Origin of the sequence: Trichocoleus sp. ST-U2, assembly GCF_039961875.1 — a bacterium.
GTDB lineage: Bacteria > Cyanobacteriota > Cyanobacteriia > Cyanobacteriales > FACHB-T130 > FACHB-T130.
Window position 1 is genome coordinate 175982 of record NZ_JAMPJY010000006.1, and the last position, 26142, is coordinate 202123.

At 48.1% G+C, this 26142-nt stretch carries 16 protein-coding genes and 1 pseudogene; 10 read left to right on the forward strand and 7 right to left on the reverse strand.

What is annotated here, in order from left to right; genetic code table 11:
• Positions 1-166: 166 nt before the first annotated feature.
• The 4 genes from NC996_RS06070 to NC996_RS06085 form a co-directional block, all read right to left on the reverse strand.
• On the reverse strand, positions 167-709 hold the full coding sequence (locus NC996_RS06070; RefSeq protein WP_190687685.1) for a hypothetical protein: 543 nt from the start codon (positions 707-709) through the stop codon (positions 167-169).
• Between the two features lie 170 nt (positions 710-879).
• Positions 880-1524 carry an ATP-binding protein gene (locus NC996_RS06075; RefSeq protein WP_339380407.1) on the reverse strand — a complete coding sequence of 215 codons (645 nt, stop codon included), beginning with the start codon at positions 1522-1524 and terminating at the stop codon, positions 880-882.
• 63 nt (positions 1525-1587) lie between these two features.
• The gene (locus tag NC996_RS06080) at positions 1588-2205 is read right to left on the reverse strand and encodes a GAF domain-containing protein (RefSeq protein ID WP_339380408.1); all 618 of its coding nucleotides are present in this window, start codon (positions 2203-2205) and stop codon (positions 1588-1590) included.
• 106 nt (positions 2206-2311) lie between these two features.
• Positions 2312-3046: a hypothetical protein gene (locus tag NC996_RS06085; protein WP_190687688.1), complete on the reverse strand. Its 735-nt coding sequence runs from the start codon at positions 3044-3046 to the stop codon at positions 2312-2314.
• A gap of 119 nt (positions 3047-3165) precedes the next feature.
• Here NC996_RS06085 and NC996_RS06090 point away from each other — a divergent pair, with 119 nt between their 5' ends.
• Entirely contained in the window at positions 3166-4437 is a 1272-nt protein-coding gene (locus NC996_RS06090) for an IS701 family transposase (RefSeq protein ID WP_190687691.1), read from the forward strand.
• A 26-nt stretch (positions 4438-4463) separates the two neighbouring features.
• On the opposite strand, the pseudogene NC996_RS06095 reads toward NC996_RS06090, so the two are convergent.
• A pseudogene (locus NC996_RS06095) lies at positions 4464-5438 on the reverse strand (serine/threonine-protein kinase); the annotation flags it as partial.
• 599 nt (positions 5439-6037) lie between these two features.
• On the opposite strand from NC996_RS06095, the gene NC996_RS06100 reads away from it, so the two are divergent.
• Genes NC996_RS06100 through tilS form a run of 3 tightly spaced genes read left to right on the forward strand, consistent with a single transcriptional unit; the run spans position 6038 to position 8596 of the window.
• On the forward strand, positions 6038-6394 hold the full coding sequence (locus tag NC996_RS06100) for a DUF565 domain-containing protein (protein WP_190414525.1): 357 nt from the start codon (positions 6038-6040) through the stop codon (positions 6392-6394).
• Positions 6394-7476 carry a glycerate kinase gene (locus tag NC996_RS06105; protein ID WP_190687694.1) on the forward strand — a complete coding sequence of 361 codons (1083 nt, stop codon included), beginning with the start codon at positions 6394-6396 and terminating at the stop codon, positions 7474-7476. Before NC996_RS06100 ends, NC996_RS06105 begins: the two co-directional genes overlap by 1 nt.
• A 49-nt stretch (positions 7477-7525) precedes the next feature.
• Positions 7526-8596 (forward strand): tRNA lysidine(34) synthetase TilS, encoded by a 1071-nt coding sequence (gene tilS, locus NC996_RS06110; protein WP_190687695.1) that lies wholly within the window; start codon positions 7526-7528, stop codon positions 8594-8596.
• Between the two features lie 77 nt (positions 8597-8673).
• Here tilS and hmpF read toward each other — a convergent pair whose 3' ends face one another.
• Positions 8674-10485: a pilus motility taxis protein HmpF gene (gene hmpF, locus NC996_RS06115; protein WP_242037645.1), complete on the reverse strand. Its 1812-nt coding sequence runs from the start codon at positions 10483-10485 to the stop codon at positions 8674-8676.
• Positions 10486-11010: 525 nt separating this feature from the next.
• Between hmpF and NC996_RS06120 the strand changes: the two genes are divergently transcribed.
• The 6 genes from NC996_RS06120 (at position 11011) to NC996_RS06145 (ending at position 24219) form a co-directional block, all read left to right on the forward strand.
• Positions 11011-12315 carry a response regulator gene (locus NC996_RS06120; protein ID WP_190414519.1) on the forward strand — a complete coding sequence of 435 codons (1305 nt, stop codon included), beginning with the start codon at positions 11011-11013 and terminating at the stop codon, positions 12313-12315.
• A 33-nt stretch (positions 12316-12348) separates the two neighbouring features.
• On the forward strand, positions 12349-12525 hold the full coding sequence (locus NC996_RS06125; protein ID WP_190687698.1) for a hypothetical protein: 177 nt from the start codon (positions 12349-12351) through the stop codon (positions 12523-12525).
• A gap of 74 nt (positions 12526-12599) precedes the next feature.
• Positions 12600-12965, forward strand: a complete 366-nt coding sequence (locus NC996_RS06130) for a response regulator (protein WP_190414517.1) — start codon at positions 12600-12602, stop codon at positions 12963-12965.
• Positions 12966-13076: 111 nt separating this feature from the next.
• The gene (locus tag NC996_RS06135) at positions 13077-13607 is read left to right on the forward strand and encodes a chemotaxis protein CheW (protein WP_190414516.1); all 531 of its coding nucleotides are present in this window, start codon (positions 13077-13079) and stop codon (positions 13605-13607) included.
• Positions 13608-13691: 84 nt separating this feature from the next.
• Positions 13692-16553 carry a methyl-accepting chemotaxis protein gene (locus tag NC996_RS06140; protein ID WP_190687701.1) on the forward strand — a complete coding sequence of 954 codons (2862 nt, stop codon included), beginning with the start codon at positions 13692-13694 and terminating at the stop codon, positions 16551-16553.
• Between the two features lie 229 nt (positions 16554-16782).
• Positions 16783-24219 (forward strand): hybrid sensor histidine kinase/response regulator, encoded by a 7437-nt coding sequence (locus NC996_RS06145; RefSeq protein WP_199303215.1) that lies wholly within the window; start codon positions 16783-16785, stop codon positions 24217-24219.
• Positions 24220-24408: 189 nt separating this feature from the next.
• Here NC996_RS06145 and prfC read toward each other — a convergent pair whose 3' ends face one another.
• A complete protein-coding gene (prfC, locus tag NC996_RS06150; protein ID WP_190414514.1) occupies positions 24409-26058 on the reverse strand; it encodes a peptide chain release factor 3 in 1650 nt (549 codons plus the stop codon).
• Positions 26059-26142: the final 84 nt, after the last annotated feature.

Here is a 26142-nt window from a genome sequence, read left to right on the forward strand (position 1 = left end):
CTACCCAGCAGCACTTCCTGACTCTGGCAAAACCTATGAGTTCCCTAAATTGTCATTGGTGAATGGGTAATTGATAAGAAGTCATGGGTAATTCGTCCGTAGAGAAGAAAAAACAACTGACTTCTAACTGCTGACTATAAACGAATGACCCCCGACTATCTACGACCTAAGATTGCAAAACCAGTTGCCATTCCGACACCTGAGCATTCCAGACAGGCAGAGGCGTCTCACCCACAACATACGGTCCCCAATACCGGCGGGAACCATCTTGGGCAAATGCCACCAGAATATCCCCCTTTTTTAGCTGCAAATCCCCTCCAGGCAGCGATAAAGTCACGCCCTGACTCCCCCCTTCTCCTGGAGCAAAATCCCAGTGTGCTGGCTCCCCATAAGATGTCGTTGGTGGCTGATAAGTCAGCAACGCCAGCCGTAGCGGATACTCCGTTTGATTCGTCACCCGTAAAGGCCCTTGACGAACCGCAATTAGCGGTATTGGTCGATCGTCTGTGGGTGAGGCAACTGGTGTAGAGTTCGGCAACTTTCCCGCGCCGGGAGGATTTTCCCGCAGTGAAGCATTCGTTTTTGAGAGCAACGAAGCATCTAACTTTGCCCAATTGAGTTCCACCCGCTCCTGAAGCAGTCCCAGTCCTAACCCGATGAGTCCTAAAAGCACAGCAATCAGAAACCCAGGGTAAACCTTTAAAATCATAAGCTTTTGGATAGTCTTTCAGGAGTTTACCGTCCTTAATGGCAAAAAGCTCCGCCAAAGATGGACTCCTCGCGTGAGCGATCGCGCCCATCGCCATTTTTCATCTACGCCACAAAACAAGAATCTTGGGTGAGGCTTCTAGACACTCAAGCTTTGGATGTTTCCCGCCCCTATAACACTTTTGAAAGGGCTGTCCTGAGCGGAATCTCAATCATAAACTTCGTCCCTTCTCCTGGCGCTGAGATACAGCTCAATTGCCCACCATGTTTATCTACGACAATCTGATAGCTAATGGATAAACCTAGCCCCATCCCCTTGCCTACCGGCTTCGTTGTAAAGAAGGGTTCAAACAGACGTTGCCGAACTTTTTCCGGCATTCCCGGTCCGTTGTCAGCAATCTGAATCGCTACTTTCTCACCATTAATTACTTCCGTGTGAATCTGAATCTTTGGCAAGGGGTAATTCGCACTTTCGGGTCGATTATCGATTCCCCGTATCTTCTTACTCATTACCTCATCGATTGCATCAATTGCATTCGCCATAATATTCATAAACACCTGGTTAAGTTGTCCGGTGTAACATTCCACTAACGGCAACTCACCATACTCTTTCACCAGCTCAATTGCCGGACGCTCCACGCTCGCTTTTAGACGATGATGTAGAATCATCAACGTGCTTTCTAACCCAGCATGAATGTCCGCAGGCTTTCCGATTGCTTCGTCAACCCGCGAGAAGTTGCGTAAAGACTGCATGATCTCTCGAATTCGGTCAGTCCCTACTTGCATCGAAGTGAGCAATTTGGGCAAATCTTCCATCAGATAATCCAGCTCGATTGTCTCAGCTTCCTCTTCAATTTCGGCAGGTGGATTGGGAAAATGTTACTGATAAAGATTAACTAAGTTAAGTAAATCATGTACATACCCAGAAGCATGATGCAGATTACCGGAAATGAACCCAACAGGATTATTTACTTCATGGGCTACCCCCGCCACCAGTTGTCCCAGGCTAGATATTTTTTCGGTTTGAACTAATTGAGTCTGAGTTTGTTGTAACTGGTGAAGGGCTTGTTCTAGTTCCTGAGTTTTTTCCGATAAAGTGCTATTCTTAATTTCCAGTTCGTGAGAGTAAATTTGCAAGTTTTTGTAAATTTGGGCATTCTCTATTGAAATGGCGACTTGGGATGTCAATACTTTTAAAACTTCTAAGCGTTCTGAAGTAAAAACTCCTTGAGCCAAGCCATTTTCCAAGTAAAAAATCCCCGTCAACTGTCTTTTGTGAAAGATAGGCAACCCTAAGATGGGCTTGGGTTGGTTTTTCAGAATGTATGGGTCATTGATAAAGAGTCCTTCTGTAGTTGCGGAGTCTAAAACCACCGTTTCTTTAGTTCTTTCGATGTATTGGATTAAAGAAATCGGTAGATCATCGCAACTTTTAAGGGAAATTAAAGGTAAAGCCAAACAACTTTGTTTGCCCAAAAGTTTTTTAGCAACTAGCAACCATTGATTTGCTTTTTTTTAACAGAAGAATTCCTTTTCTCGCTCTGGCTGTCTCAACCAAGATATGGATCAACTTCTCCAGCAATTGTTCGAGAACAAGTTCTGATTAAATCGCAATTGACGCCTTTACAATTGCTGCTAAATCTAGTGCAGCAGAACCTGTTCCTGTTGTGGAAGTTGTTGTCAAATTTCTCTCAATGCTAATCGTTTCTCTAACAAGTAGCCGGGAGAAGAAATCAGAATATTTTGCTTCTAAATCTTTGGATTTTGCCGTTGCTCCCCACCGAATAAAAGTATAGTATGCTTCAGTTAAATAAAACTGAGCTAACTTCTCTCTACCAAGCGAGAAATAAAACTCTGCCGCTAGTTCATTAGCCAGTGCTCCTTCTTGGATATATCCTTGCTGTCTGGCTCTTTGAATGCTGATGTCATACAACTCCATCGCGCTAGAAGTTTGTTTTAATATCCGCGCCTTCTCTGCCTCTACTAAATCGTACTTATGTTGATAATTCAGTGGCGCATGGTACGCCCAATGTTTCATATTTTCTTGATTGGCATTTCCTGTATTTAGGTATTGTTGTTTCTCAGTATCGTTAACTTGGGGATAATGAGCCAAAAGAGCCAAGGAATGGTAGAAATTCAGTACGGCAACCTGCATAAAACCAAATGCAGAACCAGCTTGCTCTGCGGCTAAAGCTGCGCTTGCGATCGCGCCCTCGTAATCTTTAAATTGATACAGAAGAATTGTCTTAGCAACATAGGCAACAAATAAGCCAGTGCCCCCTTTCAATTCAATTAACTGGGGCAAGGTTTCGGCTTCATTAAAGCTTTCACCAATCAATAGAAATTTATCCGCAGCTTTGCCTTGAAAATTTAACGCTATCGGTATTTAAACTAAAATTCAGAAACAATAAAGATATAATCCAGACATGGCAAGTATTCCACGTTAAAGATTGAGCCATGAAAGAGACAACTCCTGCCGCCATGCCTGCTTGTTTTGAGAGATGGTGTAAACGCTTTGATGATATCTGGACGCATCAAGCCCAAAAACGGGAATTTAGGAACTATATAGGCGGATTATTGGGGGAAAGTGAACGAAAAAACCTGTCTCAAATGGCGGATAACGCGGTGGGAGTGACTTACCATCGATTACATCATTTTTTGACGGAAGCGCCCTGGTCATCCCAAGAGGTAAACGAGCGCCGATTGCTGGTGATGAATCAGTGCAGCCAAACCCGAATCAGTAGAGGATGCACGTTAATCGTTGATGACTCCGGGCATAGAAAAAGCGGCAATTTCACAGCCGGAGTGGGACGGCAGTACATTGGAGAAATAGGGAAAACCGATAACGGGATAGTAGTGGTAACAACTCATCTATATGATGGCAAAAAAAGCCTACCGTTAGATATAGAGTTATATCAACACGCGAGTTCTTTACCTGAGGGAAAAAAAGATAAAGACCTTGAATTCAAGAAAAAGCCAGAGCTAGCTTTAGGGTTAATTGGCCGCAGCTTACAGAGAGGATATCGACCGGGTATCGTATTAATTGATGCTGGGTATGGAAATAACACAACGTTTTTGCTGGAGCTGGAAAAAAGGAAACTCAAGTATCTAGGAGGATTAGCCAAAAACCGTAAGGTGATAATCCAAATAGGGACAAGTCAACGAGAAGAGATTCGCCTAGATAAGTTATCGGAATTTTTATCCGTAGAGGATTTCACCCCTGTTCAACTCAACCTAGATAAACCGAAAATTGTTTGGGTAGCTTCTGTTGAAGTTGAACTATCACAGCTAGAAGGAACGAGAAAAATTGCTATCGTCATGAATGCCTCAACCTTCGACTCTTCTAGTGACGTTGACTATTTTATTACTAATGTTGAATCAACAAAAGCCACAGCCGAGTGGATAGTAACTACCTACTCTCAAAGGATAGTGGTAGAAGTTTTCTATCGGGAAGCTAAAGGATGGTTAGGACTATCTGAATATCAAGTCAGAGATTATAGAAGCCTGATAAGACATTTCATTCTTGTGTTTTGCGCCTATACATTTATTTTATGGCACACCAAAACTGGAGGATTAAGAAGGCGTTGGGCGTCGAAACCTTTAAACACCTTTCCTGAAGCATTAGAGGCGTTTCGGACAGCCATGTCTTTCCGTTTTGTGCAGTGGCTGAATCAGAATCAGGACGTATTCTCATCTTATAAAGCGGCTTTGGGCTTTATTTGGGCTTGAAATCTGTCTAAGTCCCGCTAAGGAGTATCGGTAGTTCCAGCACTGACTCGGTCAAAGGCATCCATTAGGGTGGATACTTCAGTTTCACGACCATACAGTTTTTGGGGGATAAGCAATTGCCCAGATTTATCTCGCTGACCTGGAAGGAAGTATTCAATTTTGCCATTTCTTTGCAATTGAACGAGGCATTCCTCTAAATCTACCTTTAATCCTTGGGCGCTTTGATATCGAGCTTCAGCGTTTTTAGCTAATAATTTTATTACAATCGCTGAAATTGATGCCGGGATGTTTGGATTGATTTGGTCGGGAGAAGCAGGTTGTTTAGCAATGTGAAAATGAACGAGTTCCAGCGGATCAGTAGAAGAGAAAGGTAAATTTCCCGTCAGCATTTGATAAAAGGTGACGCCTAACGAGTAAAAGTCGGTACGGTAGTCAATCGACCGATTCATTCTCCCTGTTTGTTCGGGCGACATATAGGCAAGGGTGCCTTCTAGTAAAGTGGGATTACCTTGTGTCTGAGTTTCTCTAGAAAGACGCGATGAAATGCTGAAATCTATAATCTTAACTTGACCAGTTTTAGAATTCATCAGGATATTGTGTGGTTTAATATCTTTATGAATAATCTGGTTTTGATGCAAGGCGGCAAGGGTATCTGCTAGCTGAATAGGAATCGGAATAAACTGGTTTAAATCAGTTCTTAGGGGAGATTTGATAACTTTTTCTAGAGATTCTCCGTCAAAATATTCTAATACTAACGCTAGACCGTTGTTATAGTTTTCTAATGCCAGTGATTTAACAACCTCTTCTATATCCAAAGGAAGTAAAATTTTATATTCATGTCTCAATCGAAAAATTTCTTCAAGAGCGGGATATTCGGCTTTAAGGGCTTTTACACTCACAGAGGTTTGTTCAGCCTCTCTATTACCCTGATAAATAACCGTTTTGGCTCCTTCATGAAGGGGCAAAGGAGAAAGCTGATAACCCGTTAAGTTGATGCTAATTTTTGGAAGTTAGATAAGTATAGTATTGATGTGTGATATTAATAGATTCTAGGAGAGGAGACTTCTTTCGAGAAATTTCTCCGGCATAAGTTGTCGCAAAATTGACACAAATTGAATTTATACCTTTTTTCTATAAACTCCGAATTCAATTTTTAAATCTTATAGAGCGTATGAGAGGTGTTGGGTTTTGGTTATTGCGTTTTATAAGTTACTCACGATTAGAAAATGAATTTGGACGAAGTGCAAACCTACGCTGGATATGTAAAATGGAGCGATCGCTACCCCATTGCCGCAGCGCGATCGCTCCAATCCTAAGTTGTCTCCTGATTACCGTTGCCAGGGCTACCTGTATGCTGGTTGGCATAGGAGAAGGCACGGACACATCATCTCATCTGTATTGAGAATGCCCTTACTTTTAAGAAATTTTTTGATTCTAAATAAATCTCTATATTACAAACACAAATCTTTATTAAGGCGGCGCTTAGCGCGATCGCCGTCTCTAGCTTTAAAAACTTCCCAATCGAGGAAGTGGTAGGAGCATCAGATAATTAAAAAAAGCTTTTGGAAAGCAGGACATTACTTCGGAGTCAGCCTCAACGATGCAAAGGACTCGTCTCAACAATCTCTTTGATGTTGTCAGCCAACAGCTGAGGCGATGGTTTCGCAATCCCTGGCGACGGATATCGCTGGTGGTGATGAGCCTATTAGTGGGCGTGTTTCTAGGAACCGCTATTCCCACAACAGCGGGACAAACCGCTAACTGGGATGTGATTGCCGCTGGATTTTTAATTTTTTTCACCGAAACCGTGAATCGGTTCGTTTACGGCAGAAACCGGCGAGTTGTGCCAACAGGTGAAGGCGTTCCCAACCGCTTATTAGTGACAGAAATGTTGAATGCGCTGAAAATTGGTCTGACTTACAGTTTATTTATTGAAGCCTTTAAACTTGGTTCGTGATGGACTCTCTTCGCCAAATTTTTAACGATTGGATCGCTAGAAAAACGCCGACTTCAGCACAGTTGGAACATTTGGCAGCACAGGCGCTAGCAGATGACTTCCGGGCGAAAGCTTTTGGGATCGCACCCGCCAATGTGGAGGAAGTCATCCGCAAGCGATCGCATTTGTTCCTCTTAACCTATCCCCATCTTTCCTCAGTCCTTAGCCCGCAGTTCCTAGTCCTTAGTTTAGAAACGCTCTGGAACCTCTGGCTTCCCTTAGCCACAAAACTAGCGCAGGATCGGCAACAGTTAGGACGCCCCCTCATCCAGGGGATTTTAGGGGGACAGGGAACTGGCAAAACGACTCTGGGAGCCGTCCTTACCTTAATTCTCAAACACCTAGGGAACTCGACACTCAGCCTATCCTTGGATGACCTTTACAAAACCTATCGCGATCGCCTTGCCTTAAGAAAGCAAGACCCCCGCTTAATCTGGCGCGGGCCACCCGGAACCCACGATATTCAATTGGGTTTAGACGTTTTGGACTGTCTGCTTCAGCCATCCGGGCAACCGATTCCAGTCCCCCGCTTTGATAAATCTGCCTGGGAAGGTGCCGGTGATAGGACGCAGCCAGAAATTGTCCAAAACATCGATATCATCCTGTTTGAAGGGTGGTTTGTCGGCGTCCGTCCCATAGACCCCGCTACCTTTGACAATGCGCCACCGCCGATTGTAACCGCTGCTGAGCGAACGTTTGCCCGTGACATGAATGCCCGATTGCAGGACTATGTACCTTTGTGGGAACGGTTAGATCGGCTGATGATGCTGTATCCCGTTGATTATCGTCTGTCTGTGCAGTGGCGACGGCAGGCAGAACACGACATGATTGCTGCTGGTAAATCTGGCATGACAGATTCGGAAATTGATGAATTTGTCAAGTATTTCTGGAAATCGCTCCACCCAGAGTTATTTATCAAACCGCTGACGAGAAATCCTAGGACGGTAGACTTGGTGGTTGAGATTAATCCCGACCACTCTCCCGGTGACGTTTATCGACCGAGCGATCGCACAGATGGAGATCCCCCCAATTCCCTTTTTTAAGAGGGACTAGAAAAGAGCTGGTGCATTCCAAGTGCGAAACTGAAGATAAATGCCAAACCGCCCCATTTGGACGCCTCTCCATGCCCAATTGCATCGAATTTTACGCGATCGCCATCTCTTACCGCGAAACCAGCCCCTATTAGTTGCAGTCTCCGGGGGACAAGATTCTCTCTGCTTAATCAAATTACTGCTAGATTTGCAGCCAAAGTGGGGATGGCATCTAGGAATTGCTCACTGCGATCACCGCTGGCGTCCGGATTCCCAAGCAAATGCCAACCATGTGGAACAGTTGGCGAGAACCTGGCAAGTCTCCTATTACTTGGAAACCGCCCCAGAAACGCCATCTATCACCTCAGAGGCAGCGGCGCGGCAGTGGCGTTATCAAGCCTTGAGTGCGATCGCCCAAACCAACAACTTCCCATACATTGTCACAGGTCATACAGCGAGCGATCGCGCCGAAACCCTCCTTTATAACCTGATGCGCGGCAGTGGTGCCGATGGATTACAAGCCCTAACCTGGCAGCGTCCGCTGACTCCAACACTGCATCCAACACTGCAACTGGTGCGCCCTCTTCTAGAAGTTACTAGGGCACAAACCGCTCAATTTTGCCAAGAATTTCAGATTCCCGTTTGGGAAGATTCTACGAATCAAGATTTCAAGTATGCCCGTAACCGTATCCGCCAGGAGTTACTGCCATACTTACAAACTCACTTCAACCCCCAAGTTGAGCAAACACTGGCGAAGACAGCGGAACTGTTACGGGCAGATGTGCAATATCTTGAAGAAGCCGCTCAGAAGCTGCTGCAACAAGCCCTAGAAAACGAAGACTCGCCACTCAGCCCTGAGCATAAGCAGGAAAACCCCGCTCCTACAGCACTGAGCACTGACTACAGACGTGACCCAAGACTCAATCGCCTCGTATTGCGTCAAGCCCCCCTAGCCCTGCAACGTCGCGTCATGCGACACTTTCTCGCCTCAGTTCTAACCATCACTCCCAGCTTCGAGCAAATCGAAAAACTGACTGCCTTAATTACAGCCCCCAACCGCTCTCAAACCGATCCCTTTCCTGGGGGCGCGATCGCACAAGTAGATGGAGTTTGGATTTCAATTAAAAATTAAAAATCCAAAATTAAAAATTCAGAACGACTCATTTTAAATTTTGGATTCTTAATTTTTAATTCTCATGCCGCATTCAACTAACCACCGATCAAGGTGAGGAGAACTTGCCGCATCTCAGTAATTGATTGCAGCTGATAGTCACCCGTTTCCTGAACCTGAGCCAACGTCCCTACGATTGCCTCCAACTTCTGCCGCATCTCATTCAGGCGATCCTGCATTGGCTGTAGCGTTTCCTGATAGGTATTTACCTTGCCCACGAGTTCCGCCGCCGCCGCCCTCATTTCCTGCAATTTCTGCTCTAGCTGCTTAATCTGCTGGCGCTCTTGCTCCTGTTCGCCAGCTTGATGGTCAATCATGCCTTGAGCTTGCTGAATGCTCATCCGCACCTGCTCAATCTGGCTTTCCAGCTTTTGTAGTTCCTCTGCCTGTTGTTGTCGTTGTCCCTCCAATTGACTCAGAACCGGACCCAAGTCAATCTTTTGATTGTCCTGCCCTTCATTGTCCACAATCCCTTGCCGTCGCCGCAGCACCCGCAAGTGTTGATTTAAAACTTCTTCTCGCTCCCGCAGGTAGATGCGTTGGCCCACCAGCGTCTCATCCAGCATTTGGTAGCAATCCTGCTCCTCTGCTAGCTCATTTTCCAAACTGAGGCGGTCATACTCGCTGGCTTGCTCGATCTTCGTCTGCAATTCCTCAACCGTTTGACGCTGCAAGGTCAACTCTTCTTCTTGGTCATTGACAAAGCGCATCACTTTTTCCAAATCTTGCTGAAGATTTTGCACGGTTTCTTGCAGCTCGCCTAGGGGCATTTTCTCCAGCGCTTCCAGATCGACCTTTTGGCTAATTTTGACACCCGTTGAAGTTGTTGCCAGACGGTGAAGTTGCTCGTACAGCTCCTCCTGATTTCGCAACTGGAGACTCTGCATCTGAGCATACTCCTGCTTGATCTCCAGGGAGTTTTGAAGCACCATCCGCTCTAAACGCACTTTTTCCAGAGCCTCTTGAGCCTGCTTTAACTCCTCCGTGCGCCTTTGCAGTTCTTGAGTTTGCTGGTCTACTTCCGCTTGCTTCTGTTGGGCATTGTTGCGTTGTTGCTCCAGATTTTGCCAGTGCTGGTCTAGGGTTCCCTGCTGCCCGTTGACAATTTCAAAAGCCAGATTCAGTTGTTCTCGCACTGCTTCCGTAGGAGGGATCGCCGAAGCTAAACGATCTAGTAATTCCCGAATCTTTTGACCTTGCTCCTCATCTAATACGGTTCCCTGTTGGAACTCCGCCTGTCGTTCCTCCAAGCGTCGCTGCTCGCCCCGCAAGTGTTCCCACGCTCCCTCCATCTCGATGCGGTTGCGATCGCACTCTTCCCGCAGTCGCTCAATTTCCTCCCGCGAACTGTCAATTTCTTGACGTTGCGCCTCCAACCGTTCAAAGTCTTCCTCCAACTGTTGCAGCTGTTCCACCCGCGCTTCCATTTCCATTTCGCGCCGGTTTAACTCCTGACTCTGATAAGTCAGCGACTGCTTCCACTGTTCAATTTCTTCTTCCTGAGTTTTCGACTTTTCCAGTTGGCGAGAGAAATTCTGCAAGATATTCACCAACTGACGCCCCGCCTCTGTCGGCGGACGCTGCACTTGCCGATTCCCGCTTAGCTCAACCAGCACCAAGACGCCACCATTAAAATTATTGGCTTCTTCAGGAGCGGGAATCACTTCATCAGACGCAGCACGCCAACTCTGGTCATTCTGCTGACAAGCCAGCAGTTTTAGTTCGGCCTTGCCACCACCAAAAACACCGCCACTCTTTTTTTGTACTTCTGCTAGATACAGCACGCTGATGGTCCTCTTGATGTATCTTGTGCCCGCTTGTTGACCGATCTCTGGTCCCACCAGAGCCATGCCGCCATAATTCTCGCCCAGGCTTCATAACCAGAACGATCCTAACCTTTTCAGACCTTGTTGTGGAAGTGCCGACCCACGAGGCGCTTCCACCTTTGAATTCACACCCCGATCTAAAACGCGATCGCCTTTTGGTCAGTTTCTCCCTGAAGACTCCGTAATTTAGCCCGTGTTGGCAGCCACGTCAAGTCTTAAATTAAACTAAATATGTTTCGATTTCTTTCTTATTTAATATTTAACTTGAATCCTAGGCAATCCTGCCACAGACAATTCTCGGCTAGTTCCATTTCTAATTGAACCCGGCAAAAGCAACCAGACAAATAACTTGCATAGGTTTGACTTTTGTCAGTAAAGATTGTGCCTTCGCCAGAATCTCTTTCCCTGGTACTGTATTATCTGGCTCCATCCTTTACTCAAAGAAAAACTACCTAATTGTAAAGATTTTTATAGCAGGCACCGCGTAAAACTTGACAAATGCAACATTAACTCAGATTCAAACGGTTATTAGGAGCGCATTTTCATTACATGCAGGGAACGTTAAATGAAATTGATATACGCAGCATCCTGCAACTGATCGAATTAGGTCAGCGAACAGGTGAATTATTCGTGGAGGCATACAGCTCACCTGTTCAAGGAACGGGTGAGCATGTAGGGGCGCGACGTACCAGCATCCCCTACCGAGACGCAAAACTCAAAGAACCAGGGCCGTTCTGGTTTGTCTTCTTCCTCAACGGACAAATCGCCTATGCTAGCGATGGAACCGGCAGTTTGTTGCGTTTGCGCGACTACCTACGCCGTTATCGAGCCGAAACCTCCCTCAAAACTCTGGAAGTCCCCTTAATTGATGCGATTAATGCGCCCGAATACGGCTACTTGTGGGCACTGTTGGAAAATCATATTTTGACCCCCGCTCAAGGGCGCAGCATCATCCGCAGTATGGTGCATGAAACCTTATTCGACCTCCTCAGCCTTCATCAAGGCTCCTTCATCTTCGACATTGGCCCAGCGCTAGCACCACAACTTACCACCCTAGAAATTGCCCCCCTCGTCGCCAAGATCATGAAGCAGGTGCAGGAGTGGAAACAATTTCATCCCCACATTCAATCTCCCAATCACTGCCCAGTCATTGCCGACGCAGTTTCTTTACGCGCTGCCCTGCCAGAAAATGCTTTTAAAACCCTAGATCGCCAGCTAGATGGAAAAACCTCCCTACGGCAGCTAGCCCGATATCTAAATCGTGAAATTTTAACTGTGGCAAGAGCCATTTATCCCTATGTACAACAAGGTTGGGTACAACTGCAAAGTTGTACCAGCGACGAAACAGCAGCCAGTCGCCGAGTCGGAATTAGCATAGAATCCGATTCGACCCCAGCCAACAAAATTCCTCGCGTTGTGTGTATCGATGATGACGTTGCCATCGGTAAAACCGTCGAATATATCCTAAAACCACAAGGTTATGAGGCAACCGCGATTAGCAATCCTCTCAAAGCACTCAGTCTCGTCTTCCAACTCAAACCCGACTTGATTCTTTGTGATATTGCAATGCCCGACCTCGAAGGCTATGAGATTTGTGCCATGCTCCGGAAATCAACCGCTTTTCGACAGACCCCCATCATCATGCTGACTGGCAAAGATGGATTTATCGATCGAGTCAGAGCCAGGATGGTAGGCGCAACCGACTACCTAACCAAGCCTTTTGGAGAAAGTGAGTTATTAATGCTACTAGAGAGATATATTGGCCCTGGTGAAAAGGAATCAACGATATCAGAACCTTTAGACCCTACAGAGTTAAATCGAGAGATAGAAGAAACGGATGTACGAGTCGGGTAAAATTGCCCCACCGATAAGGCGGGGCTTCATTCAATGATGAAATTAGGAATAGACTATGGACTAGGGACTATCAACGACGGGCTACCGACTACAGATACTGAGCAAGTCGTGGGGGCAATGGTTTACCAGCAACTCTCCAAAGCAGGGGAGATATCTCGTAAACAGCGCCCGTACAGGAGTCTAAAGTTAGATGGGATACTTAAGTCATGACATGGTTGAGGGGTGAACCAATCGTGGCTTACGAGCGTTCATGTTTGAACCGGCAGACAGGTAGGTAGGGAGTTATGAGTGTAGTTCTGGTTGTAGAAGACAGTCCCGCACAACGGGCAATGATCTCAGACCTCCTCAAGGGAAGTGGGTTAACCGTAACGATTGCCACTGATGGTGTCGAAGCCTTGGAACAAATTCTCAAGTCTTGTCCCGACTTAGTGGTATTGGATATTGTCATGCCCCGAATGAACGGTTATGAGGTATGTCGTCGGCTCAAAGCCGACCCAAAAACCCAGAATGTTCCTGTGGTAATGTGTTCGTCGAAAGGAGAAGAATTTGACCGCTACTGGGGGATGAAACAAGGTGCAGACGCTTACATAGCCAAACCCTTTCAGCCAACCGAGCTAATAGGGACGGTCAAACAGCTGCTACGAGGCTAACAAGCCATTAGCCATTAGCCCAAAACTACTAACCTCCAAAGTTCTAGTAGCTTTTAGGTTTCGAGAAGTAACAAAAGCTAACAGCTAACAGTTAACAGCTAAGGAGATAGAATGGTCGGCAATCCGGACTTTTTAACAGGCAGCGGTCAAGATCACTCACCCGGATTTCAGGAACTGGAGAGTCCTGAAGGTGAATTACACCTGCGGTTTTACGTTCCATCCGGTAACGAATTTGCCCTAGGAGCCAGTGGAATCCGTGAAGTGGTTTCTCCATCACCAGACAGGATTACTCCAATTCCCAACGCTTCTCCCCTCCTGTTAGGAACGCTGAACTGGCGCGGGCAAGTGATTTGGGTCGCAGACCTCGGGCAGTTTTTAGGGGATTCATCTGCCCTGAACACAGATAAACCTGAGATTCCAGTGATTGCCGTTGAAGACCAGGACACCATGTTAGGCTTAGCCGTTGAGCGTATTGTCGGCATGGACTGGCTCGATATCGATCAGGTACAGATGCTTACTAACGTTCCAGACAGTATGGCACCTTTTCTTAAGGGTGAGTGGTTATTAGACAAAGAGAAAAATCAGTTTCTCCGACTATTAGACCAAGTCGCAATTGTTCGCTCAGCGCGATGGGCAGCATGAAATCAATTAAAAATTAAAAAGCAAAAAGGCAAAATGAATTTTTTAATTTTTAATTTTTAATTTTTACTTGTTTTGGGGAAGCAAATGAAATCAAGTACAGATTACACACAAGAATATCAACACGCATTTTCGGCCTACACGCTGGGCAACTACGAAGAGGCAGCTGCCATCATCGATCGGTTAGTCGAAAATTTTCCCAATGACCCAAATGCTCGGATTCTACGGGGTCATATTTACTGTTATGGATTACAGCAGTACGCGATCGCGCAAGAACAATACGAGTTGGTGCCTCAGCTCACCGACGACCAAGAGTTTATCGATTGTGCCAACAACGGAATAGAATACGCCCTCTCTTGCCAAAACTACTCCGAATCGGTTGGTGCAACTTCCGATCCCGTTGGTGGCGAGTTGGAACCAGACGAATTTGCACTCAACCATGATGATTATGCGATTCCAGAAGCCAACGCAGCATGGCCATCCCTAGAAGAACCAGAGATGGCAACTCAGGACATCTCTTCTCTAGATGATTTCGACTCCGGAGATTTTCAGGATATAGAGTCTTACTCAGCGGCGAATCCGTTTGTCAGCTCGGACTATACAGATAGTGCAACAGCACAAACACCAGAAGCCTATCACGACCCCTTTGCACAATCATGGTCGCCCAGTTCTCTGGATGACGAGGCTGGAGCGCCCGCAACCAATACAGATTTTGATGCAGAGGCATTTCCGCTCGACGCCTTTACTGACTTCGATCAAACGGCGGATCGTGAATTTCAAATGCCATCGGGCAACTTCGAGAATGACAATTCGACATTTGAAATTCCCAATTCTTCCGACACTTTAGAAGAACCCAATTTCAATTACTTTCCTCTGGAAGACGAAACACTGTTAATGAGATCCGGAGAGCTGGAATCCAGAAGAACAGAGGAGGAAAGTTTCGGATATGACAGTCAGGATGCCTTAGGCGATACCGAACCTTATACCAGTAGCAACGATCCCACCCGATCCCGTCACCGCCCGTTTGAGACTCATCCCTACGAAGACGATGCTACTTATGTCGCCCACTCCGAGCAAAACGGGAATACCCGAAATGACCAATTTGACTTTGAAGCCTTTGACGATGCCATTGGCTATGACTCGTTTTCCTCAGAAAATCAACAGCGCAACCGGCTCAATGAAAGTAGCAGCGACTTCTTAGACGAATTTGGTGATTTTGGAGACGATTTAGGGAGCATTCCGGATTTCGATCTGTCCCATTCAGAAGGCAATAGCCAAGGATTCTCCGCAGGAATTTCTGACTTGGGAACCTCTTCAAGACGGGCATCTGGAGATTCCAAGCGGAAAGTAGAGACGCGAACTTTTACCGAATCCTCCGGAAGTTCAAGCTTGGGCGTTCACGATGATGAATTCAGCATCACCGGAACCTCCGAACAAAGCCCCGGAACGATTTCCTTTACTCCAGAAGGCTCCAAAACAGAGCCAAACGTCACTATCGAACAAGGCCCTTTGGCTGCCTTTGAAAACGCCCCTCTGAGTAAAAAGCCGCTGATCTCTGCCGCCGCTGCCGGAATTGTCTCCGCCGTTGTCGTTGCACTTGTCAGCTTCATCTCCGCGAGTGCTGCTCCCCAAGACAGCAAAAACACTACAATCTCCCATCTCCGTAACACCAGCTGGGTGATGAGTCTGGCAGCGGGTGCCGCCACCTTTGGGACTACCCTGGCTTTAGGACGAATCACGACTCGGCAAATCAAAAAAACCACCGAAGACCTCCAAGCCCAGTTTGAGTCTGTCTCTGGTGGCAACTTTAATGCCCAGGCAACCGTTTACTCAGAAGACGAATTCGGTTCCCTTGCCGCTGGGTTCAACCAAATGGCTCGCGTCATCCTGACCACTACATCCGAAGCTCAACGCAAAGCTGAAGAGCAAGAACAAGCAAAAGAAGACTTGCAACGTCAAGTGATTCGACTGCTGGATGATGTAGAAGGTGCTGCCCGTGGGGATCTGACCGTGCAGGCAGAAGTCACCGCAGACGTTTTGGGAGCCGTTGCCGACTCCTTTAACCTGACCATTCAAAACCTGCGGGAAATCGTTCAACAGGTGAAGATGGCGGCTCGACAAGTCAGTAGAGGAGCGACTGACAGTGAAGTATTTGCTCGCGGTTTGTCTTCCGATGCGCTGCGACAGGCAGAAGAGCTGGCGGTGACTCTCAACTCGGTTCAGGTGATGACTGGCTCGATTCAGCGGGTTGCTGAAAATGCGAGAGAAGCAGAAGAAGTCGCCCGCGCCGCCTCTGCCACAGCCTTGAAGGGTGGTGAATCCGTAGAACGAACGGTGGCAGGAATTCTGCAAATTCGGGAAACCGTCGCAGAAACGACTCGAAAAGTCAAGCGTCTTGCTGAATCTTCTCAGGAAATTTCTAAGATTGTCGCGTTAATTTCAGGGATCGCTTCCCGAACCAACCTCCTAGCACTCAATGCCAGTATTGAAGCAGCACGCGCCGGTGAGGCGGGTCGGGGCTTTGCTGTGGTGGCAGATGAAGTGCGACAACTTGCAGACCGAGCTGCGAAAGCTTTGAAGGAAATTGAACAGATTGTGCTGCAAATCCAGAGCGAAACGGGTTCGGTGATGATGGCAATGGAGGAAGGCACTCAACAGGTAATTGATGGAACGAAGCGAGCAGAACAGGCAAAGCGGAGTTTGGAAGACATCATTCAGGTGTCAAATCGGATCGACGCCCTGGTTCGCTCGATTACTGCTGACACAGTGGAACAGACAGAAACTTCTTCTGCTGTTGCCCAGGTGATGCAATCGGTGGAACTGACCGCACAAGAAACTTCCCAGGAAGCGCAACGGGTATCCACTGCGCTGCAAAACTTGGTCGGAGTGGCACGAGACCTGCTAACTTCCGTCGAACGCTTCCGCATCGAAGCTACGGAGGGGAAATAAATTGAGAAATCAGAAATTGTGGGGCAAAAACGACTGAAAATCACCCTGGAAACGCGATTAATCGGGTTTCTACAAATCGGGCAAAAATCAATGATGTCGATTCTGTATAGATTGGGTACATTAAAAGCAATCTAGTGGAGAAAAAATCTTCTTTCTCCTACTCAGCACTCCCTACGGGAAGCCGCCGTATGGGCGTCAATAGCACTCAGCACTCTCGAAGGATACTGCTATGCAGCCGGAGCAACAACAGCGAATCATGGGCTACTTCATTGAGGAGGCGAAAGACCACCTCAATACCATTGAACAGGGATTGGTGAATCTGCAAAGCACCATTGAAGATTCTGAAATGGTGAATGAAGTTTTCCGCGCCGCCCATTCGGTCAAAGGCGGGGCGGCAATGCTGGGAATCAACAGTATTCAGAGAACCTCCCACCGCTTAGAAGACTGCTTCAAAGTCCTCAAAGAGTGTCCGGTGAAGATTGACCAAAAACTAGAGTCCCTCTTTTTGAAGGTTTCCGATACCCTCAAGGAACTGATAGAACAACTCAGTGGCCCATTTGGTCTGACTGAGGAAATTGCTAACGGTATCATGTCAGGCGTCGAGCCAGTGTTTGAGGAACTGAACCAGCATATGGCATTCCTAGTGAATGGGGCTGGCGGGAATGTCTCCTTAGAGGCGGCTAGCGGCGCTCAAGAGACAGGGGCGGCAACGGCGGCAGGCGGCTACCTTCGAGATGGGCAAGCCCAAAAACGCTTTCAAAGCGACGTACTCAACCAGCTGCGCGAAATGTTGCAGCTATTTAAACAAACCGACCAACCCAGATGCAGACAACAGCTTCAGGAAATCTGCGGCTCTTTGGAACGGATGGGCGAACAATATGAATGCCCGAAGTGGTCAGAACTGATTCAGGCTTCGGCAAGCGCGATCGCAAATCCAGAAAATTCCTATCGCACTCTGGCTACTGTCGTTATTAAAGAAATTAAACAAGCCCAAGAGCTGGTGCTAGCAGGTCGCGCTAGCTCAATTGAGCCGAGTTCCCAGCTCAAGGCACTCCTACCATCCTCCGCCACTCCATCGCTTTTGGAGCAACTGGATGCCGAACCCGCGCTCATCTATTCAGCCCAAGAACTAGCTGGAGCAACGACTGCCGATTTACAGACCCGAATCGCGTCTGTACAATCGCAGCATTCTATGACCCCAGCAGAAGCCGGAACCCGTCAAAGCCGACCAAAAGCAACCGACCGTTTCAACTACTCAGAGACGTTTATCCAAGAAGAACGGTTTGCGGCTGGTGAATCGGGGGCTGGTTTGAAAGAACCCTCCTTCACCTCCGCGAATTCAGATACGACGTTCTCTCAACCGAGTATCAAATCATCTCGGGGTAAGGAATCTGCCAATCATCCAGCCGATCCCAACGGGCCGGAAGTCGGCATGGCAGAACTCAATAGCCTTGCTGATTTGTTTGAAGGGGAAGCCCCGGATCTGGATGAAACCTGGCAAGAAGAACAAGTCATTGGCGATGGGGCAGAGAATATGGGCACAGAGCGTCAGGAATGGTTGAATCTTGAACAAGAAAACGACTTTTCTGACTTACTGGGTGGTGATACAGATGGGTTAGGAAAATCTGCCACTTCAGCAACCGAGGAAGATGATTTAACTTTATTTGGATTTGGAGAAGACTTAGTAGAGGAAGGCGAAACGCCTTCAGCCGAAAGCGAACGGGAAGATGCTACACAATTGTTCGCAGGTAGCGTGTTAGATGGAGATGGAAATGGAGATGATGATTTTTCTGACCTGCTGTTTGCGGCAGATGCCCCAAGCGCAGCTTCAGAATCAACCCCATCAGAGAATTTAGCCAATCTCTGGAGTGACAGTTTCTTAGAAGATGAAAGCTTTGAGCAACAGGAGAATGCCAACCCTTTAAGCGAGTCGCTTGCGGCTGCTACAGATGAAGATTTATTAGGCATTCTTACCTCTGAGAATTTAGACTTGGCACTCTTGGCGACAGAATCTGAAGCGTTAGAGTCGGATTCGGATGAAGATCTGTTTGGTGCTGCGGGTATAGATACTAACGAAAATGACTCGATCGAGGCAGCAGCGAGTCAGGCGTCGTCAGACTGGGAATTGATGACAACAGGAACGCTGTTTGGCGAAGCAGCCGAGAACAGCAACCAGGAAGTTTCAGAAGAGTTAGAAACTCCATCGATCATGTCTACAGAAGGGTCGGACTGGACTACAGATTGGTCGAGCGAGGATTTGCAGGTACTCGATAGTGTTTCTGCCGCCGAGCCAATCGCCACGACTGGTAACGATTTGCCAGATTTTGTGTTTGAAGATGAGCAGAGTACGAGTACAGCTTTGACAGGCGATTTGGAGATGGGTAGCCTGTTGGAAGATGAAGTTGATTTAACGGCAGCAGGTTGGGAAGAAGAACCTGACTTTAGCAACTTGGATCTGTTTGAAACCCCACACGCCAGAGCAGACAATGGCGATGTTCTCGATGAACTGATGTTGGATGACAACACAGATCTGTGGCTTGAAGAAACGATGCCAAGAAACGAGACAAACGACCTGCTGGACTTGAGTGCAGCGATAGGAACTCCTTTTGAGTCAAAAGCGATCGCACCCGAAATCGAAGCGGATGCGGTAGGAGATGTTAACCTCGACTTTAATTGGCCTGCCATACCAGGTGTGGAAGATATCGATGCCAGTACAAGCAGCGTTGACAGAGCTTTCCTAGAGGATTGGTCAGCAACAGACTTGGCGTGGGACGAGACAATCCAACCCGCGGGCTTCTCAGAAGTAACAGCAGCTCAAATGCCAGGAACGGCACGAGAAGACCTAGAAGATTGGGAAAACCAACTGGAGTTCAATGAAACTTTGGTTGAAGAGCCATTCTCAGCTTTAGACGATTTAGATATTCCCAGCAATTGGGCGTCTCCAGATGCATTTGCACTGGATACAAGCGCCTCAGACGCAAGGAACGAAGAAGCACTGGACTTGTTGGAGTTGGACAATCCACAAACCAGTCCCTTTAGCCTGGATTGGGAAAGTGAAGCGGAAAGCACTGGTAGCGAGATCGAGAACCTAGCGCTACAAGAAAATGCAGATGCGAATGGGGCGCTAAACTCTGTTCCTAATCTTACCGAAACTGTCTCGGTAGATGAGTTAGGTGATTTCTTTGGGTCGCAAGCAGCAGAGCTAGAAACAACAGAATTCGCATCTTTAGATGAATCTCTTGACATGAATGGGGAAAGCCATGAAGTGCCCCAACTTGACGCATTAGATAACTTCTTTGAGGCAGAGCCAGAAGCAACTGCAACAACTGAGTGGGATAGTTCTCTGGACTTTGCCAGCATGAGCCTATCCAATGGAAATACAGATGCTTTTGATGCTAGCCTAGGCGAGCCGTTATCCAGTTTGTTTGATCCTAGTCAGGAAGAGTCCCTTGTTTCGGCAGACGCCTCCGATGATTTCTTCGCTACAACCGATGCGTTTTTAGAGCTGCCGTCAGAGGAAACATCTCAAGAATCTCTGGATGCCGCAGAAAATCTAGAAACAATGTTAGGCGATGAGCCATCTTCCAGTACCGATGCGCTGGATGCGCTGGATTTGAATGAAGAAAATCTGTTAGCTACTGAATTCGACGCTGAGTGGGGAATCGACTCAGCAGCAGTACCTGTCGACGCAGCTTTCGAGCTTGATGAGGATCTCTTAGATTCCTCGTTGCCTGCGGAAGCCCCAGAGAATCTGGAAGCAATGTTTGGAGAAGCACCTGCACCAACTCCAGAAGCGCTGGAATTAGCAGATTCAGACCTATTTGGCAGCGACATGGACGATGCTGAGTGGGGAATCGACTTGGCGGCGGTGCCGGTGGAGTCAGACAATTTGGAAGCAATGTTTGGAGAAGAAGCATCATCTGCACCGACTCCAGAAGCGCTGGAATTAGCAGATTCAGACTTATTTGGCAGCGAAACGGAAGCTGAGTGGGGAATCGACTTAGCAGCAGTGCCTACGGAAGCCCCAGAGAATTTGGAAGCAATGTTTGGAGAAGAAGCATCATCTGCATCGACTCCAGAAGCGCTGGAATTATCAGATTCAGACTTATTTGGCAGCGAAACGGAAGCTGAGTGGGGAATCGACTTAGCAGCAGTGCCTACGGAAGCCCCAGAGAATTTGGAAGCAATGTTTGGAGAAGAAGCATCATCTGCATCGACTCCAGAAGCGCTGGAATTATCAGATTCAGACTTATTTGGCAGCGAAACGGAAGCTGAGTGGGGAATCGACTTAGCCGCGATGCCGGTGGAGTCAGACAATTTGGAAGCAATGTTTGGAGAAGAAGCATCATCTGCACCGACTCCAGAAGCGCTGGAATTAGCAGATTCAGACTTATTTGGCAGCGAAACGAGCGAAACGGAAGCCGAGTGGGGAATCGACTTAGCCGCGGTGCCGGTAGAGTCAGAGAATCTGGAAGCAATGTTTGGAGAAGCACCTGCACCAACTCCAGAAGCGCTGGAATTAGCAGATTCAGACCTATTTAGCAGCGACATGGACGATGCCGAGTGGGGAATCGACTTAGCAGCAGTGCCTGCGGAAGCCCCAGAGAATTTGGAAGCAATGTTTGGAGAAGAAGCATCATCTGCACCGACTCCAGAAGCGCTGGAATTAGCAGATTCAGACCTATTTAGCAGCGAAACGGAAGCTGAGTGGGGAATCGACTTAGCCGCGGTGCCGGTGGAGTCAGAGAATCTGGAAGCGATGTTTGGGGAACAAGAAGCACCAACTCCAGAAGCGCTGGAATTAGCAGATTCAGACCTAGACCTATTTGGCAGTAACGATACGGAAGCTGAGTGGGGAATCGACTTAGCTGCGGTGCCAGTGGAGTCAGAGAATCTGGAAGCGATGTTTGGAGAAGAAGCATCATCTGCATCGACTCCAGAAGCGCTGGAATTAGCAGATTTAGACCTATTTAGCAGCGACATGGACGATGCCGAGTGGGGAATCGACTCAGCAGCGGTGTCTCAAGAGGCAGCTTCCGAGTTAGAGGATCTCTTAGGTAGCGAACCAGTAGAGTTTGGGGATGGATTGGATTTTGAAGAGAATCTGTTAATTGGAGAAATTCCTTCAGAAAACCAAGCGTCCGACGCAGATGAGTTGAAGGAAGTTGACGATCTCTGGGACTTAGTGACAGAACAACAAGAGATTGCAAATCCTTCAGAGGCTGCTGTTTTAGATGAGTTGTCTTTGCTAGAGACAGTTGGAGAACAAGACCAAGACTTAGCCATCTCATTAGTGGAAAACGATGAGTTTGACGAATTAGAGGCAATGTTGGGTGAGGAAGTGTTCGCAGAACCAGCATCTAACTTGGCAAGTAACGATGAGTTTGACGAGTTGGAAGCACTGCTAGGCGAAGAGGAATCCGTGCCAGCGGCTTTTGATGCAGAAGACATGAATGAGTTTGCTGACTTGGAAGCTCTCTTGGGGGATGATGAACCTCAGCTTGTTCCTCAATTTGCTCAATCGCAGCGTTCTCCTACGAAGCCGATAGCTGAAACAGCTACATCCGCAGACGCCCTTGACGATGGATTTGGGGATTTGGAGGAACTGTTGGGACAGGCTGAGGAGACGATGGGTGGGCCACGTAGTGTGAAAACAAGCCCAGGCCAAGTTCGCCCGGTTAATCGTCCCCGTCCGGTTAAAGTGTTTGAACAGACCATGCGGGTGCCGGTTAAGCACCTAGACAACCTCAGCAACCTGGTGGGGGAATTAGTGGTGAACCGGAACACTTTGGAACAGGATCAAGAACGCCTGCGACAATTTCTGGATAACTTGCTGCACCAGGTACAGCAACTCAGTGACGTGGGAGCGAGGATGCAGGATCGGTATGAGCGATCGCTCCTAGAAAGCTCTCTACTCGCCAGTCGTCAAAGCAATCGGTTCAACGCCCGACCTGACCATACGTCGGCAGCGCAGGAGGCTCCCGCCAACAGCCGTTTTGGTTTGGGTGAATTGGAACTCGATCTGTTTACGCCTTTCCACAGCCTTTCCCAAGAAATCATTGAGCTAATTGTCCGCGTCCGAGAGTCGGCGGCTGACATTGAATTCCTCGTTGATGAAACCGACCAAGTCGCCCGGATGCTGCGGCAGGTGACGACTCAGTTGCAAGAGGGATTGACGCGATCGCGCATGGTGCCTTTTGCCCAAACTGCCGACCGCTTGCCCCGTGCCGTCCGCGAGATTTCTCTCAAGTGCGGCAAACAAGCCGAGCTACAGATTGAGGGTCGGGAAACCTTGATCGATAAAGTGATCCTGGAACACCTCTACGATCCGATGACGCACCTGGTGAACAATGCCATCACTCACGGCATTGAACCGCCAGAAGTGCGTATAGCCGCCGGAAAGCCTCCCGTAGGTCGGATTACCATCCGAGCCTTCCATCAAGGCAACCAAACCGTTATCTCCGTCTCGGATGATGGCGCAGGCATTGATTCAGAACGGGTAAAGGCAAAGGCAGTCGAAAAAGGGCTGATTACCGCATCTGAAGCCAAGTCCATGACCCGTCTGGAAGTCTACGATCTGCTCTTCCATCCTGGTTTTAGTACCAAAGACAAAGCCGATGACTTCTCAGGTCGCGGCGTCGGGATGGATGTGGTTTGCACCAGTTTGAACGAAATTCGCGGTGTAATCACAACAGACTCCACCCTAGGCAAGGGCACTACCTTTACCGTTCGTCTGCCCCTTACCTTAAGTATCTGCAAAGCACTTTGTTGCCTGAGTGACAAAGCTCGCATTGCCTTCCCGATGGATGGGGTGGAAGATATGTTGGATGTGCCCCAAGACCGCATTCAAACGAACTCAGAAGGTGAGACCTGTATCTCTTGGCGCGACTCTCTCATGCCCTTCCAACCTCTAGAGGAACTACTGACCTACCAGCGTCACCTCAGTCGAGGCACCGTTTATGGTGGAAACAGGGAAGATGACATGATTTCGGTTGTCGTGCTACGCAGTGCTGGCAATTTTATCGCCGTCCAAGTAGATCAGGTGCTGGGAGAACAAGAAATTGTGATTAAGCAACTGGAAGGCCCTGTGCCCAAGCCCCTAGGCGTCGCAGGTGCTACTGTCTTAGGGGATGGTCGGATCATGCCCATTGCTGACGTTCTAGAGCTGATTGACTTAGCGACGGGTCGGATTGGCAAAGACCGTAACGTTTCTCTGTGGGATAAGGCGGGTGTTTCCCTTCCTGTAGAGGCTCCAGCAGTGAAGACCGATCCGATGGTCTTGATTGTAGATGACTCAATTACGGTGCGCGAACTTCTCTCTATGACCTTTAACAAGGCAGGATACCGAGTGGAACAAGCCCGTGACGGTCAGGAAGCTTGGGATAAACTTCGGTCGGGTCTGCCTTGCGAGATTGTCTTCTGCGACATTGAAATGCCTCGCATGGACGGACTTGAGTTGCTCTCACGGATTCAGAAAGACCCCAGCCTCAACCATCTGCCAGTAGCCATGCTAACTTCTCGTGGCGCTAGCAAGCACCAGCAAATGGCAGCTCAGTTGGGAGCCAAGGGCTACTTTACCAAGCCTTATCTGGAAGAAGCGCTCCTTGATGCCGCCCAACGGATGATCAAAGGTGAGGTGCTGCTGAGTATTAACACGAACGCCTAATAGTAGGGGCGGGGAAACCCCGCCCTTTCTAGATAAAACGGAAGATGAGGGTAGGTAAGGTGGGCAAGTGTCCACCTTTTTTGATATCCGGCTCCGACGGGATAGTGGAACCCAGCCTGAAACAGCCTGGGTTCCATCAATCATGACCCAGGAAACCAGTGAGGTATTGGCTTTTACCAAGCGCTTAGGTCAAAAATCTACTGGTTGTTGCCCCGCCGCTACAGGCGCTACAGAATTTAACTTCAACTCTGGATGATCCGCTTGCACCTGCTGACAATTCCATTCGTTTCGGAACAACAGCACCGGACGCCCCCAGCTATCCTTCACCGTCACGGTGTTGAAAAGACGCCCTACTTTTTGCAGAGCCTCCCAGCCACCGGCTACCCAACGAGCCACACTATAAGGCAATAATTCTGTGTGAGTTTCAACACCGTATTCATTCTGCAAGCGAAATTGCACTACCTCAAATTGCAATTGTCCCACCGCTGCTAGGATTGGGTCGCGTTTGCCTTCATCCACTGAGTACATGATTTGCACTGCACCTTCTTCCCGCAATTCCGAGACGCCCTTGTGGAATTGCTTGAACTTAGAAGGGTTGGGGTTTTTCAGATAAGCAAACAATTCCGGAGAGAAGCAGGGAATACCTTCGTACTCTAGCTTCTGACCCGTATAAATCGTATCGCCAATTGCGAAGACGCCAGGATTGTTCAATCCAATAACATCGCCGGGATACGCTTCTTCAATCGATTCTCTATCTTGGGCAAATAGTTTCTGAGGACGAGACAAGCGAACGGTTTTGCCAGTACGGGCATGATTTACCGTCATGTCTTTTTCAAACTTGCCGGTACAGACCCGAACAAATGCTATCCTGTCGCGGTGCTTCGGGTCCATATTGGCTTGCAGCTTGAAGACAAAACCCGTGAATTCTGGGTAAGTGGGTGGAATTGCACCATTACTGCTTTGCCTGGAACCGGGTTTGAGGGCGTAGTCGAGAAACGCATCCAAAAATAACTCCACCCCAAAGTTGGTCATGGCGCTACCAAAAAACACGGGCGTCATGGTGCCATTGTGAACGAGGTCTAGATCCAGTTCTGAGCCAACGCCTTCCAGGAGTTCTAAATCTTCTTTGAGCTGATAGTAAAGTTCTTGCTCTAGCAGTTCTTCAATTCGGGGATCTCCCACGTCTACAACGGTATCCAGGGCTTCCCGCTTGCCATGTGCGCTGCGCTCAAATAGGTGAATTTTCTGCTGGCGTCGGTCGTAGACGCCCTTGAAGCGATCGCCCATCCCAATCGGCCAGTTTACCGCATAGGTTTGCAATCCCAATTCCTGCTCAATTTCATCCAGCAGTTCCAATGGTTCCCGTCCGGGGCGGTCGAGTTTATTCACAAAAGTGAAGATGGGGATTTTTCTCATCCGGCATACTTCAAATAGCTTCCGTGTTTGCGGTTCCAAACCTTTCGCTGCGTCAATCAGCATCACCGCATTATCTGCTGCCGCCAGCGTCCGATACGTATCTTCACTGAAATCTTGGTGTCCCGGAGTATCCAGTAAATTAATCTGACAGTTGTGATATGCAAACTGCAACACCGTCGAGGTAATCGAAATTCCCCGCTGTTGCTCCATCTCCATCCAGTCAGAAGTTGCCTTTTTTTGCGCTCGACGCGCCTTCACCGCCCCCGCTTCGTGAATCGCACCTCCGTACAGCAACAGCTTTTCGGTCAGCGTTGTTTTACCGGCGTCGGGGTGAGAAATAATCGCAAAGTTACGCCGACGCTCAACCGCTGCTTGTATTTCAGATTGAGTGGTTGCTTCTGGGGACTGGAAATCAGTAAACATTCGGATGCCTGGTTCGGTACTTTCAACAAAAATTATAAAAGGTTCGATTGTGAAACGATGAAGCGTATCCGTATACAACAGACG

Bases quoted from the DNA above. Each gene is read 5' to 3' on its own strand.
- tilS (WP_190687695.1), top strand. From the start codon at position 7,526: ATGCCAAACCGCCCCATTTGGACGCCTCTCCATGCCCAATTGCATCGA.
- NC996_RS06145 (WP_199303215.1), top strand. From the start codon at position 16,783: ATGCAGCCGGAGCAACAACAGCGAATCATGGGCTACTTCATTGAGGAG.
- hmpF (WP_242037645.1), bottom strand. From the start codon at position 10,485: ATGGCTCTGGTGGGACCAGAGATCGGTCAACAAGCGGGCACAAGATAC.
- NC996_RS06070 (WP_190687685.1), bottom strand. From the start codon at position 709: ATGATTTTAAAGGTTTACCCTGGGTTTCTGATTGCTGTGCTTTTAGGA.
- NC996_RS06125 (WP_190687698.1), top strand. From the start codon at position 12,349: ATGATGAAATTAGGAATAGACTATGGACTAGGGACTATCAACGACGGG.
- prfC (WP_190414514.1), bottom strand. From the start codon at position 26,058: ATGTTTACTGATTTCCAGTCCCCAGAAGCAACCACTCAATCTGAAATA.
- NC996_RS06075 (WP_339380407.1), bottom strand. From the start codon at position 1,524: ATGGAAGATTTGCCCAAATTGCTCACTTCGATGCAAGTAGGGACTGAC.
- NC996_RS06120 (WP_190414519.1), top strand. From the start codon at position 11,011: ATGCAGGGAACGTTAAATGAAATTGATATACGCAGCATCCTGCAACTG.
- NC996_RS06140 (WP_190687701.1), top strand. From the start codon at position 13,692: ATGAAATCAAGTACAGATTACACACAAGAATATCAACACGCATTTTCG.
- NC996_RS06100 (WP_190414525.1), top strand. From the start codon at position 6,038: ATGCAAAGGACTCGTCTCAACAATCTCTTTGATGTTGTCAGCCAACAG.
- NC996_RS06135 (WP_190414516.1), top strand. From the start codon at position 13,077: ATGGTCGGCAATCCGGACTTTTTAACAGGCAGCGGTCAAGATCACTCA.
- NC996_RS06105 (WP_190687694.1), top strand. From the start codon at position 6,394: ATGGACTCTCTTCGCCAAATTTTTAACGATTGGATCGCTAGAAAAACG.
- NC996_RS06090 (WP_190687691.1), top strand. From the start codon at position 3,166: ATGAAAGAGACAACTCCTGCCGCCATGCCTGCTTGTTTTGAGAGATGG.
- NC996_RS06130 (WP_190414517.1), top strand. From the start codon at position 12,600: ATGAGTGTAGTTCTGGTTGTAGAAGACAGTCCCGCACAACGGGCAATG.